Source organism: Pedobacter cryoconitis (assembly GCF_014200595.1).
GTDB classification, from domain to species: domain Bacteria; phylum Bacteroidota; class Bacteroidia; order Sphingobacteriales; family Sphingobacteriaceae; genus Pedobacter; species Pedobacter cryoconitis_C.
Genome location: NZ_JACHCG010000001.1, coordinates 1,390,997 through 1,404,750 on the forward strand (window position 1 = coordinate 1,390,997; position 13,754 = coordinate 1,404,750).

Annotated in this window: 13 protein-coding genes; 6 read left to right on the top strand and 7 right to left on the bottom strand. The window is 30.7% G+C overall.

Annotated features, from left to right (window positions below; genetic code table 11):
- Positions 1-112: 112 nt before the first annotated feature.
- Together HDE70_RS05705 and HDE70_RS05710 are read right to left on the bottom strand one after the other, a co-directional pair.
- A complete protein-coding gene (locus HDE70_RS05705; RefSeq protein ID WP_183888625.1) occupies positions 113-1,174 on the bottom strand; it encodes an HNH endonuclease domain-containing protein in 1,062 nt (353 codons plus the stop codon).
- Positions 1,175-1,360: 186 nt separating this feature from the next.
- Positions 1,361-2,305 (bottom strand): MrcB family domain-containing protein, encoded by a 945-nt coding sequence (locus HDE70_RS05710; RefSeq protein ID WP_183888627.1) that lies wholly within the window; start codon positions 2,303-2,305, stop codon positions 1,361-1,363.
- A 139-nt stretch (positions 2,306-2,444) separates the two neighbouring features.
- On the opposite strand from HDE70_RS05710, the gene HDE70_RS27125 reads away from it, so the two are divergent.
- Positions 2,445-2,762, top strand: coding sequence for a phosphoadenosine phosphosulfate reductase family protein (locus tag HDE70_RS27125; RefSeq protein WP_221302009.1), 318 nt, complete (start codon positions 2,445-2,447; stop codon positions 2,760-2,762).
- A 251-nt stretch (positions 2,763-3,013) separates the two neighbouring features.
- Entirely contained in the window at positions 3,014-3,553 is a 540-nt protein-coding gene (locus tag HDE70_RS27130; RefSeq protein WP_221302010.1) for a hypothetical protein, read from the top strand.
- 60 nt (positions 3,554-3,613) lie between these two features.
- Here the strand turns inward: HDE70_RS27130 and HDE70_RS05720 are convergent, their stop codons facing one another.
- Genes HDE70_RS05720 through HDE70_RS05735 form a run of 4 tightly spaced genes read right to left on the bottom strand, consistent with a single transcriptional unit; the run spans position 3,614 to position 6,605 of the window.
- Positions 3,614-4,273 carry a hypothetical protein gene (locus tag HDE70_RS05720; RefSeq protein WP_183888629.1) on the bottom strand — a complete coding sequence of 220 codons (660 nt, stop codon included), beginning with the start codon at positions 4,271-4,273 and terminating at the stop codon, positions 3,614-3,616.
- 8 nt (positions 4,274-4,281) lie between these two features.
- On the bottom strand, positions 4,282-4,911 hold the full coding sequence (locus HDE70_RS05725; RefSeq protein ID WP_183888631.1) for a 7-cyano-7-deazaguanine synthase: 630 nt from the start codon (positions 4,909-4,911) through the stop codon (positions 4,282-4,284).
- Positions 4,901-6,226: a nucleoside 2-deoxyribosyltransferase gene (locus tag HDE70_RS05730; protein ID WP_183888633.1), complete on the bottom strand. Its 1,326-nt coding sequence runs from the start codon at positions 6,224-6,226 to the stop codon at positions 4,901-4,903. Before HDE70_RS05730 ends, HDE70_RS05725 begins: the two co-directional genes overlap by 11 nt.
- A gap of 4 nt (positions 6,227-6,230) precedes the next feature.
- Positions 6,231-6,605, bottom strand: coding sequence for a hypothetical protein (locus HDE70_RS05735; protein ID WP_183888635.1), 375 nt, complete (start codon positions 6,603-6,605; stop codon positions 6,231-6,233).
- A 716-nt stretch (positions 6,606-7,321) separates the two neighbouring features.
- Between HDE70_RS05735 and HDE70_RS05740 the strand changes: the two genes are divergently transcribed.
- The 4 genes from HDE70_RS05740 (at position 7,322) to HDE70_RS05755 (ending at position 12,831) form a co-directional block, all read left to right on the top strand.
- On the top strand, positions 7,322-9,256 hold the full coding sequence (locus HDE70_RS05740; protein ID WP_183888637.1) for a DUF262 domain-containing protein: 1,935 nt from the start codon (positions 7,322-7,324) through the stop codon (positions 9,254-9,256).
- 857 nt (positions 9,257-10,113) lie between these two features.
- Complete coding sequence (locus tag HDE70_RS05745) at positions 10,114-10,833, top strand: hypothetical protein (protein ID WP_183888639.1); 720 nt, start codon at positions 10,114-10,116, stop codon at positions 10,831-10,833.
- Positions 10,834-11,167: 334 nt separating this feature from the next.
- Complete coding sequence (locus tag HDE70_RS05750; protein ID WP_183888641.1) at positions 11,168-11,962, top strand: hypothetical protein; 795 nt, start codon at positions 11,168-11,170, stop codon at positions 11,960-11,962.
- Positions 11,963-12,018: 56 nt separating this feature from the next.
- Positions 12,019-12,831 (top strand): hypothetical protein, encoded by an 813-nt coding sequence (locus tag HDE70_RS05755; protein WP_183888643.1) that lies wholly within the window; start codon positions 12,019-12,021, stop codon positions 12,829-12,831.
- 86 nt (positions 12,832-12,917) lie between these two features.
- Here HDE70_RS05755 and HDE70_RS05760 read toward each other — a convergent pair whose 3' ends face one another.
- Positions 12,918-13,574 (bottom strand): hypothetical protein, encoded by a 657-nt coding sequence (locus HDE70_RS05760; RefSeq protein WP_183888645.1) that lies wholly within the window; start codon positions 13,572-13,574, stop codon positions 12,918-12,920.
- Between the last annotated feature and the right edge of the window lie 180 nt (positions 13,575-13,754).

Here is a 13,754-nt window from a genome sequence, read left to right on the forward strand (position 1 = left end):
ATAAGCAGATTTTAATAGCAAGATAATTTAGTGTTATAATTAATGGAATTGAGGGTGACGCCCTAATTTAAAGTGTTATTCGTTTTTTTTGCAAAAACTTTTTTGATATTATTTATAACATATAATGGAATCCATTATTCGCAGCAATAGTTATCAAAGGATGAATATTATCCTTAAACTTATCTTTAAGATCTTCTTTATTTAGAGTGTTCAATAATGATAAATCAGGTAGGATTGTTAAATAGTCTTGAAGTAATTTATTCTTAGGAGAATGGCTAAACACAGTTTTCAAAGCCAATTCTTGAAGATCAAAGTAATCGTCAAAATATTTGTCGAAAACAGGAAGTTTATCCGATTTGCTACAATTGAATCCTTTGTCCGCAGGAATTAAGTTCCAGATCAAATCGTGTGACACAAATGCAAATGGTACAAAGTGGTCAATAGCGTATTCATTAATATTGAGAAGGTTCTTCGTATATATACACTTTACCGGGCCAGTTCGTTCAATTACAATATCCCAAAACTCCTTTCTAGGTTTTAACAGGCTATTTCTATGAGGTGGTTTAAATAACTTGTTTGCAATATCCGGTACGTTAGGATTACGCTTTTGTACATAAAGACATAAGTGCCAATAGCAGAATGCTTTTAAGATTCCGCTATTTTCAGTCAAATATGTTATCCATTTAGGATTGATAATTACCGAATGTTCATCTACAGCATATATACAATCGTTAGCAAACAACTGAGATGATTTATAAATATCCTGTTTATTCCCTTTTATACTACTAAACCAAGGGCTCAGAAAGCGGTAAGGTACCTCTCCATCAAAATGTCTTAAAGTTTTAATTGTCTCTTTTATATCAGAGGATACTAGCTTTTGAACGATCTTATCTTTTTTCTCATCTATACCAAGTCCTTCTAATTTGATTATTAGCTTAATCGCATTTTGGAACTGATCTTGTACGCCAAAAGATAGATTGAAATAGTTAACAGTATACCAGGCATTTGCAACCATCCTGGCAAAAAGCGACTGTTTATCAATTATATGATTACCTTTTTCAATTGATTCAATAATTGAAAAAAACCAGTAAAACTTATAGGTGGCTACGGTATTCTTAAAACAAGAAGATAGAATGTGAATGGGTAGAGTCTTATCAGCAGGGAGATTATTCATTAAAATGTAAAGGGTTAGTGCTAATTTGTGAATGTAATCAAAATTTTAGTCTTGATTAAAATTTAAACTCTTCATTATCTTGATATTTATCTTTTGGTATAATTTAATAATTTCCAGAATTGAATCAAATATTACGATGGCCTTAATGGGAGCTAAATGGGGAAGTCTAGATGGTAATTAGTAGATTCAATTTTGGTTTCTAATAAGTAATTTAAATGCATTTAAATTACTGGGGTCTTCTGTACGGTGAATCATTCTGTGACAATTAGAGCACAAAACGACAAAGTCCTTTTTTGCGTCGAGTTTTACTATTTCTTCAGTAAGTTGGGATATAGGTTTTAGGTGATGTGCTTCAATAAAGTCCTTCCCCAACACTCCATATTTGTCGGCAAAATCTAGGTTACAAGCTTTGCAGATAAAACCTTGTGCTTTTTTTACTTTTTTTATTAGTGTTTGATTTCTTTCTATCCTTTTATGTTGTCTGTATTTTTTTCTTTCATCTCCTTGGTAGTTATTGTTTTCATGGTCTTCTTCTTGGGTCTCTATTTCATCATGTACAAATATCAATGATTTATATATTTCCAAAATTTCTGATATATCTTGTTTGAAAATATCCTCTGAAGGAAGGTTAGTGCTGGAATAAAATTTTGCAATTATATTACCTGCTTCATAATCCCTTGATAAACCAATTTTGGTGGTTTCTAGATTCCTTAATTTAATATCTATGTCAGAAAAATTATTAGAAATATTACCTAATTGTGCTCTGAATTTTTTTGCATTAATTTTAAGAATATTAAGTGTTTCTTTTTTGTTTTCTTGTCTTATCGTTGTAACGCCCTGATTAAGGGTTAAATAAAAGCCAGACATGTCATCTCTAAATATGAAAACAGGATAAAATCCTTCTTGCGCAGTTATTGTAATGAAGATATCAAAGATAGCTATCCATGGCGTAGCGGTCCACCGGCCCTTTCCTGAAGAGGAAGCTACAAGGTACCTCTCATCATTATTAACAATCTTTTTTAATTCATTTTTTAGTTCATCATTTATAAAGCGAGCTAATTGATTATTCTTGAGTGGTTTTTTACTTTCTTCACTATATTGTGAAATTATTCTTTGAAATAAATCTTTCATTATAATTTTTAGATAATTGATTAATTTATGTAAAAATTATCAAAATTATGCTGGGCTATGTGTTTTTTTGAGATTTAAAAATTAAGTGATTGATGGTTAGTATTATTTATAAAATAAATTAGATTTAAATTTTAAATATATGATTGCAAATGATGTCGCTAAGGTTAGACATCTTCTTGGGATTTCAGGAGGAAAGGATAGTACTGCCTTAGCTATTTATATGAAAAGCTTGTATCCTTCTATTGATCTTGAATTTTATACTTGCGATACAGGGAAGGAGTTGGATGAGACTTACTTGTTGATTATGAGGTTGGAGTCCAAAATTGGAGTTAAGATTAACAAACTTTATCCTAATATTATTAGTGATAATAATCCTTTTGACTTCTATAATTCTTTGTATGGAGGATATCTGCCATCAGCTAATGCAAGGTGGTGTACGAAAAAATTAAAAATTTAGCCATTCGAAAATTATATAGGTACAGCACCAGTAATTTCTTACGTAGGAATTCGGGAAGATGAGGATAGGGAGGGTTATATTTCTACTAGACCAAATGTACAATCTATATTTCCTTTTCGGCAGAATATATGGAGTGATTTCTTACTAACCGTTGTGTTTAAGAATTCTAATATACCATCGTTAGTAAGGTTATATCGTGAGATCCTACTAAGTCGTCGTTCGATGAAATCCAATTTATTATTAATAAGCCTTTGTCGGTTTCCTTTAATCAAAGTTTAAAGATTAAAGAATTGATGAAATATGGGGTTAAGGAATTTAATACGGTTGTATTTGAAAGCTTAAAAAAAACAGATCTTCCCTTTGCGTTATTGACTGAGTTTCCTCTAATAAATAATGAAGACAACCTTATTAAGGAGGATATTATTAGGATACTTAAGGAAAGTGGTATAGGAATACCAGCTTACTATAATGAAATTGAGTATACTGTAAATGGTAAAGTGGGAAAATATAATCGTAGTAGATCTGGTTGTTTTTTTTGCTTCTTCCAAAAGAAAATAGAATGGGTATGGTTATACGAGCAGAATCCAGCGAAATTTTTTCAAGCTATGGCTTACGAAAAAGATGGGTATACATGGATGAAAGATGAAAAACTTGAAGAACTAATAGCTCCTAATCGTTTAAATGAAATCAAGGAAAAGTTCTTAATTCAACAAAAGGATAGTAAAGAGAATAGAACGACACTTAAATTAGATTTTGATGATCAAGAAGGATGTGCTGCCTGTTTTATTTAATGAAGTAGGATTAGATTATTTAACTAGTATAAATGATTAATAATATACTGGATATTTCTTTTATTTGAAATCTAATTCCATTTGTAGAATGTCTTTATAATGCCCATTCTCTTTACTTGACATAAACTTCCATATGCTGTAATCCATAGTAGATCTTGGTATTTTTAAGAAATCTGCTGCATATTCAACAATTTTTTTTGTGGAATGATAACCAGTCGTTGTGATTTCTGCCATCTCTACAAAAGAATAGATATGTCTGTCAACTGCAACAGTGTCAAAATTTAATAATTTTAATGTATAGTCAATTGTTTTTGGTCCAATACCATTGAGTTTAAGAAGTTTTTCTTGGTTTTTAACATTCAAAAGAAAAATTTTGAAGTCTAAACAAGTATTAATATTATTTTCAAATGCAAAGTCAACTAATCTTTTTAACCTATCAATTTTGATATGATTTTTCCATTTAATTATATTTTCCAAACTATGATTATCTATTAGATTTTGGAACTTATATGTCGTATCGGCTTCGGAATATTTTAATAGAATATGTTGGACTCTTGGCTTAACAACGGTGTTATAATTAAGTCCTGCCTGTAATGTGATATCAACGAAAAGAGCACCAATATGATTATAGCAAAACCCAGTCTCAACATAGAATGTTTCAAAAGATTTCAAGTTATTTATATAGTTAGCTAATTTCCTAGCCTCGAGTACTATTTTCATAATAAAAATTATTCTTGTTCGATTTTTCTAAATGCATCTAACCTATCAACACAATTAGGACAAGCGCCACATGGAATAATAGGAGATGCCTGACATGAAAAGGTTGAACCTATTGATGCACCCAAATCTATACCTAATTTTGCTACTTCATACTTCGAAAAATGTCTGAAAGGCATATTGATTTTAACTGATCCATAGTCAATTAGCATATCTTCCATTTTGTCGAAAAATTCATTTGAACAATCTATTTCTTTAGCATGATTACTATTAATAAATGCGGAATAAACATTTGATAGGCCCATAGTTTGCGCAAATGTAGCACCAATTGTTAATAATAGTACATTTCTATAAGGAATATATAAATCATCAGCAACAATTTCTTCATTCCATAAATCTACTGGCTTAATGAATTTTGACTTTGATTTTGCATATACGGATCTGATATCAATATATTCTATTCTATTAAGATGAGATTTGGGTATTACATTTTTTAGTGTTTGGAATTCGGTATTTGCACAATGTTGACCATAATTTATGAAAAGTGGTACAAAGTCTATGTCGTTATCTATTAGCCAATAAGCCATTGTAGTAGAGTCAAGTCCGCCTGAAGCTAATAATACTCCATTCTTATTTTTCATTTGAGTTGAATTTGGAACTTAGATTGAAAATTTCTGAAATAATCAAGTCCATGTCATGTGTTATTAAATGAGGCAGCTCTGTAAGCATACAATTTTTAGAAATGCTATATGGGTCATATACAATTGTAGGTATACCTTTAGCTGAGGCTAGGCCAATTTCTATTAAAGTTCCTGGGTCATTAAAAAGTAGTACAGCTATTAGAATAGAACAATTATCTAGCAATATCATATCCTTTTGAAATAGTTCTTGTTTGCGGGCCTTTGTTGCTTCTATTTCCATTTGGCCATTCTCCAAAACTGGTCTACGAGGAGAAAAATTATGATATTTTAGGCTTTTAGATAAAGTATCAATATGAGTTGTATCTATATAACTGAAATCAGGGGCTGCTATATAAATGTTAATTTCTTTTCTCCTTTCCCAAGGAATAGATGCTCCTAAGATATTTACTAAGTCTTTCACATTCGATTTTAAGACACGATTAACATCTCTTTTAAAATCATCTGGATATGTTGTTTGGGCATATTCAGAAGCGACCCATGAAGATAAAACTAGAGATTCTTGATTGCTTAAGTGTTTATTGTTTACTACGAAACATGCATCGAAAACATCGCCTACGCCGACTGAATGTTTTATAGGGCTTAATTGTGCTGATGCTGAAAATGCTTCCTGAATTGCGAAATCAAAGCCTCTACTACCACCTCTATTCTCCTTTAGTATTACTTTTTCTGTGTGTTTTTTAAATGTCTCAGTAAATTCTTTAAAACTATCATTAAAATACTTATGAAAGATAGTTGACGATGTAGAAACAAATATTGTATTTAACTTTTTATTCAGGGCACTAAAAAATGTAAGATCTTCTATATTATTAGCTACATCAATATGGATATTACCAGTTAATCCATTTATTATTTTAATTTGATCATAATTTCCTGATATTAATAAGATATCGTCATATTGATTTTCGAAGATTTTATCTAACATTTCTAGATCATAATTGATCTTTACTTCATCTCGTAATAAAAATTCATATCCTTGATTTCCAATTTCCTTTACATCTTCAATTAAAAATACATATGGAGCACCAATTACATCACCAAGTTTAAATACTTCCGAACAACCGTGGCCGACTAAAAAATGACTTATTTGATCATTTAGGAAACTAGGTGAAAAATATCCTACGGAATAAGGAATGTTAAGTGCCCATAAACTTCTAGCGGCATGAACTATACCTCCTAGTCTTAGTTTAAGATTACTAGTCTGAGATTTCAGTGTGACGTCTATGACAATGTCACCAATTAATAACACTTTCGACATATATTTATACTGGAATAATATCCACCGAAATACTCGGAGTTGGTGTCATCCTAGAGTCTGATATAACACCACTGAAGCTAAAACCATCTTCTAAGCATAATTTGAGATAGTTAAATTTAGTAGGCAAATACCCGACTTCTTCTCCTTTTGTCGTTTTAATAGATAACCTATAACCATTAAAGAAAACTAAAACTTCAGAGCCGGTAGACGGTACTTTTTTGTACTTTAAATAGTATGTACATCTACTTATTTCTTCTAGGTTAGCCGAAAAAGCTGTTCCACATTTATCGATTCCACTAGTCCCTCCATTATTTTTTTCCTCATTAGTTGGTTTTTTATTAGGATAATCTGTAAACGAGCCTGAGCCTGTACTTCCCATATTGTATATGTTTAAATTATTAAATGATAATACTGAAACAAAACCTTTAAAATTATAAAAACACAAAATAAGCTTGAGCGTCAATTTAGTGTTTGTAGAAGTAATCTGGATTCTAATATCAATATTAAATTAAATTATTCCTAATATTATGTTTATATATTTCATGAATTAATTATGATCTTTCATTTTAATTTATGTTTTATTTATATGGTAAAATTCACTCATTTTACTCTGATTAGGCCCTATTATTTACAATTTTATTTATGAATAGAAATTTGACCTTACCCAATTTTTTCGACTTTTCAGCGGTCTGGTTTTCCGGGGGGAGGTCAAACCATGAATATAAGCTGAAATCATTCTAAGTTATCACGAGGGTATAGGAGCAAAAATTCCTTAGTTACCATTGATAGCTTTAGTAAATGGTTTTCAATTAAGGAAAAAGCTAATTTAATTGGATTGAAAGGAAGGTTTTCTTACTTTTATTAATGAGATATATTTTATGTTTTCATAGGATCCAATATTTTTAACTCGTCCCTCTCTTATAGTGATAAGTGAAATTCTTTAAGCAAATTTGCAAAAATCAATATTTATAAAGGTTAATTGTATAAGTAATATGGGTTAAAATATTAGTTTTACAAAAAAATAATTAAATTTTAAGGATATTAGTTTTAGATCTTAATATCCTTAAAAGGAAAGCTTGCAAATATCAATTTTATATGCCCTCAATTAAACAAGAACTGACTGTCTTAGGTTCTAAGACTTTTAACCTGAAGGAACTCTTTACAAACAATTATTTTATTATTCCTGACTACCAGCGAGGTTATTCTTGGGAAACTGAACATCTTGAAGATCTAACTAAGGATATACTTAATATTACAAAGATAGATGGCAAGCACTATACAGGGACTATCGTTGCAGCAATTAATGAATCTAGGTCAAATACATACGAGCTTGTTGATGGACAACAACGCCTTACCACTTTAATAATTTTCTTAAATGAAATATATCATTATGACCGTAATGAATTCAAAGATATTTATCCCATTTTTATTTCACGAGGAACGAAAGGCAATGAGCGGAACGTATTGACACCTAATATAGAAACAAGGAAATGTTTCCAATATGCGATTATCCAACACCAGGATTTTAATGCTGAAACTAAATCCCATGAATCGATAATTAATGCATCAAAATATTTCAAGGAATTTTTGAGAAAAGATGATGTTGATCCAAGTGTAATTTACAATACGATTTTGACAAAGCTTAATTTCCTATTCTTTACTCCTGAACAAAATCGGGAAATCGGGATTATGTTTGAAGTAATAAATAACCGGGGTAAACAGCTCTCGGAACTAGAAAAAATAAAAAACTTTTTTATTTACTATGCCACGGTTCATAGTAGAGAGAGGTTAAGAAAAGAAATAAACTTAAGATGGTCCGATATACAAATCAGTCTTAGTAAGGCACATCGAACAAGTAATGATGATGAAAATGCATTTTTAAGATATTGTTTTGTTGTTTTCTTTAAAACCAGTAAAGATAAGAGTTGGTATGTTTATGATGAATGTAAGGAGCTTTTCAACGTAAAAGATTGTAATGAAGATTATATTGATAATGCTGTTGACAGAATGCGTGATTTTGTGGAATTTGTTGCGCTTTCAGCTAAGCATTATTCTTGGTTTTTTAATGGAGACCAATTTGATATTGTATATAATGGAGAATTTAAAACTGAATTAACCCGTTGTTTAACTTACCTCCGTTCTCAGCCAACTTATGCTTCGATTATGCCTTTGTATCTGTCAATCATGTCCAGGTTGGATATTCCACATCAGGTCGTTAGATTATTAAAGCTTTTAGAAGTTGTTAATATGAGACTTTATGTTTTACCAGATATTTTCAGGAGAGCTGATAGTAAACAAGCTGATATGTTTGAGTTTGCATGGGAATTCTTCAATGATCGAAATTGGAATTCTGAGAATGATCCTGCAATAACTTACTATAATCAAGTTGCAATAAAAGGTGATATCTTTGAATGGCTTTTTGAAAATCTTGTGCAGATTACCGATGCTTTCTGTCCAGAAAACCGGTTTATAGATAATTTAGAATTAGACTATGGAGAAAGCTTCAACTATTATCGTTGGATTGGAATTAGGTATTTTCTTTCATGTTACGAGGAACATACTCGCTCACAAAAAGCTAAACGTTCTTTTGAATGGAAAAGATTGCTAACAGGAAAGAAGAATATAGGACACAATAAAAATGACCAATTATCTATTGAACATATTTGGGCTTCAAAAAACATGGAAGCGGAGTTTCCATCTGATTTTCATACTAAAAGGAGGTTAGGTAACTTTGTTCTTTGTGGACTTAGTAGCAATATCAGCTTAAGCAACAAGAATATTCCAGATAAAATTGCTGAGTTGGAAAAACAGAATGGTGCGGGGGAGGGTGCTTTGGATATGATCCAGGTTGCGGAACTGAGTAAAATCTTTAGGTTGGTTTATAATGAAATGGCACAAAGACGTAAGACGAAAAATTATTGGAGAGAAATGGCTGATAAGATTTGTGAACAGCGGGAAGAGGTATTTAAAAAGTTTGCTTTAGACCGTTGGAGACTTCCAAATGAAAAAACAACTGAAATTAATGATTAATGATAACTGAGGCAGCTATGGTAATATTCAAAGATAATAGCAAAAAAGAGTAACATTTAATGCTAATATTGGTGATGAATCGGTATTCCATAGGCCTGAATCCGAAAAAAATTAGTTAGGTCAAGTTTTAGACCTCAAAAATAAATAATCTCGAGAAACAAACAATAAAACTAAGTAAAATATGGCAAATAACGACGAAAAGTCTAGTAATTCTGGTTGCGTCCTTGCAGTGGTATCTATAATAGTATTTATTGGTGTAGGAATATTGTCAGTGACGAATCCAATGTCTTTGTCGGTGCGTGGGCTGGTTTTTTTGCTGCTATTCTCGTTTATTTTATTGGGGCAAAGCTATAGACTAAATCTAAAAAATGAAGGTTGTTTTGGAATTGTTTAACATGCACAGTTGATTCACAACCGGGGGAATTACAAAATTCAATATAAAAATCACAAAGTTTAAATATATGAAATTGACTTTATTACACTAGACAGAACAACCTAAGATGGGGTAACTATTGAAATCAGTACTAAAGTATTTACAGAGATTAGGGAAAATAATTCTAATTTTGTTATGATTCTCAATGAAACCGTAATGTCATTAACAGTGACTTATTGAGAGAGATTCTTTAGGTACATAATGGAGATACTAAGTCTAAATAGACAATTAGCAATTAAACATATCCAACTCCAGCTCGATATCTTCTGATATGCGGGCACATGGCAGTAAGAAATATTTTGATTCATAAAATGAATGATTTGTTCATTCTTTAAAAAAGACCATTGTCATTTAATTACCCTTGACAACTGGCCATTCTATCGCAACAGTTTATTATATTAGATACCAAATTAAGCTCTATAAAATGAAATTGAAAATAATTCTAATTTGCATGATATTGTTATTGGGAGATTTTGTTTATGCACAATCAGTAATAACCTTAAAGTCCGGTGAGGTAATTGAGGGGAATGTAACTTCATTAATTAATGGGGTTTTGAAGCTATCTTTCAAAGGTAATCCGTTGATTATTAAACAATCTGATCTGAAATCAATTGATTTTGTAAAGGCGGATATTAAATTATTGCCTGTAATTGGTAATGCGAATGGTGAGCTGAGAGGTGTAGTTACTTATTATTTTAACAAAAATTACGGGGATAAACCAGATGTTGGTGCTAAGATTTATATAAGAAAAGCGGATACAACTGGGCGAAAACTGACCCCAATCGCAAAATATGAACGAGCGGCAGTATTGAAATATCTCGTTGACCATAAAGTTGATGTGGAGAAATACAGTATTCAATTGAAAGAAATGAATTCTGATACTAAGGCTGGTTTCGATGATCTAAATTCTGCTGTCATCAAAGATTTGTACTCAATTGAGAAAGATGAAACTGCCAAAATTGTAACAGCAGATGGAACTGGCAGTTACGCCATCAAAGTAGCGCCAGGTCTTTATGAGGTTATTATTATATCAAAAGGTCGAACGAATATGACTCTAGCGGAAATAAATGGCAAGATCACTACTAAAATTGTAACAATTAAATCAGATGATATTAAAACCTTAGATCATCGCTTTGACATGTAGTTTAATTCTTAATATCATGAAATTCGCTAATTGTGATGAATGTGAATAATGTTTAAGGTAAAAAATAAATTGATCTTATATCCAATTTGCCGAAAAATTAGGCAGTGGCACAACTTATCATATAGAGAGTACAAGCTTTGATTAGGAACTTAATGGTCGATGACCGTCGACTGCTATAAATAAAATCGGGATACACAAAAATTTAAAAGTAACTAGCTGATAAAGAAAGTTATGGCTGGCAAACCTCAATAAATTAGGATAGTCATTCAGAAGGTAATTTACACATTACGAAAATCCATCAGAACAGCAAATATTATAATATAAGTAAATAACTATGGGCATTAATAAACCGTATCATCGAAATTATAGAAAACTTAAAGAAGCACCGAGTTCTGGATCTAGTTCTTGGGCTTACATAGTTGATCATAATTATGCCCAACATCCTGAGCATTATATCAGGGCTTTTTCAGTAATCCAACAGGATATTTTAAATCTGTTTGAATCAATTGAGCCGTCTGATATCAATGGCATTACTTACTCTTTTAGGATACATAGCTTATTAATGAGGACATGTATAGAATTAGAAGCAAATTTTAAAGCAATATTAAAAGAGAATACTTATAATCCTGTAATTAAAAAAGGCTCCAATATGGGCTCTCCCCGAGCTGATAATACCTGGACAATTAACGATTTCAAGCTGGTAAATAAAACCCATCACCTTGATGATTATAAAGTAGAGTTGCCTTTTTGGGATGGCATAGGAAAAGACAGAAGACCATTTGAAGCGTGGAAAAGAAATGAATCGTTGTCTTGGTATAAAGCCTATAATGATTGCAAACATGACAGGCTAAAAAATTTTCCTAAGGCAAATTTAGAAAATTTAATAAATGCGTATTGTGGGCTTTTTGTATTGCTATCTTCTCAATTCCGAACTGAAAGCTTTTCTCCTGGAAGTATAGGTTTAGGTGTAGGACCAATAGGGTATTACAAAGGCAATTTTGGTATAGGAGAATTCCTAATGATTACTTTTCCTGGAAATTGGGATGAAAACGAAATGTATGATTTTAACTGGTCAAAACTTGGCGAAGAGCAAGATCGATTTCAAAAGATAAATTATGATCTTTTATAATTACATCTAATAACTTGTCAATGGGTAGAAATAATAAATTAACAATTAATATTTGAATGAAATTAACCAGAGAAACAAAAATAAAACTTCAGAACGAAACTATTGCTAATATTAGTGTGTATGTAAATTTAATTGAGTCAGTTAGAAAATCTATAAAGATGATAGATAACATTGATCAAATCTACAATGAAAAAAAAATAGATATACCTAATGAAAATTTACATTTAAGAAGAATTAGTGAATATACAATGTTACTCGGATTAATCTGGCTGGATATTACAACCGCTTTTAGAATATATTTGAATGCTAGAGAAAATTATGAAGTTCTTTACGCTGGTAAGCAGTTAGTAATCACTATAAATGAAGGATTTAAAAAAATATATAATTATACCTCAGTTGATGCGAATGGCAACTTAAAAACTAGTGAAAGGAATAAATCTTTTTGGATAAAGGATATTAGTTTTTTGGTAAATAAGGAATTATCTCATTTGAGACAGAAATATAACGAGATTACAAATGAACTTAATGATTATGATGATCAAGAACTAATGGATCTGAAAGACCCCAGAGATTTATTTGTCCATTATCATAAAGAAAATCCATCTGTAGTATATGATGAACTCATTAAACTTGACATCGAGAAGATCTCATTAAAAATTATACCCTTTATGGAAATTCTCACAAAAATGATCTCATTTGGTAATTCTATTTTGTCGGAATACAAAACTATAATTTTGAAAAAAAATGATAGTTTTTTTGTTGAACATCACCAAAAAATGGAGTTTATGAAAGTAGCATACGCGAATAATCCAAAAGCTGTTGAGCTGTTTAATTTTATACAGAATGATCTTTTGAATTTTAATAAGTAAAAAACATATTTAATATGATAGAAAATTAAAATCTTTTCTTGAAATATTGTAATTATACAATATTCGGCTAACTTTTTAATATGCTCTTACCAATTTATTAGTCTCTTCGGAATACGTGGGTCAACAATCTCATATTTCACTTCGTTAGTGGCCTCATTGATTACCCTAGTAGCCGTAATCCATTGATTTTTTAGTTTATACATATATTGATATTGTCTAAACGAACCATTTTTCAATATAATTTGTATGTTGAAAGATCTAAATTCATTATCTAATTTTAGGCCTAATGAGCCTAGGGCTGTAGTTGTATTTGGGTTTAAAGATGGTAAATCAGCTGTCAATTGACATTTGTCAAAAGCGTGCAATTGTTCATCTGGTTTGTTAACTCCAGATTTAAATAGATCAGGATTATTTTTGATTACTAATTCATTACACTCATTATCACGAATTCTTATACTTAAACCATAAACAGTAATTTCGCTATTATTAGCGACCATTAATAATAAACCATTTGTATTACCAACTTGATTAAAAGTAATTCTACAATATCCTTCACCACCATTGGTGTATATTAATTGTCGATTTGTATTTTCAAGTGTGTTCTTAGTGTTATTTTTGATTTCGGCAGTATCTTTTTCAGATTCTACACCAGCTTTATATGTTCCATATATGGTTATTATTCCACCAAGTATAGTGATTGCACTTCCTATTAGGATTATTATCATCGGTCTTATGGGATTCATTAGAATTAATAATTCATTTTTCTAACAAAATAGAAATAAAAAAGAATTTTTAAGAGCCATCCCGCAGATTAATCCAACTTTCAAGGGGCTTATTTTATTGGGGGTAAATATTATCAACAATATATTGCTCAATAGGGGTTGAAATTGAGTTTTGCAATTCGTCCTTATCAGGATTTTTAG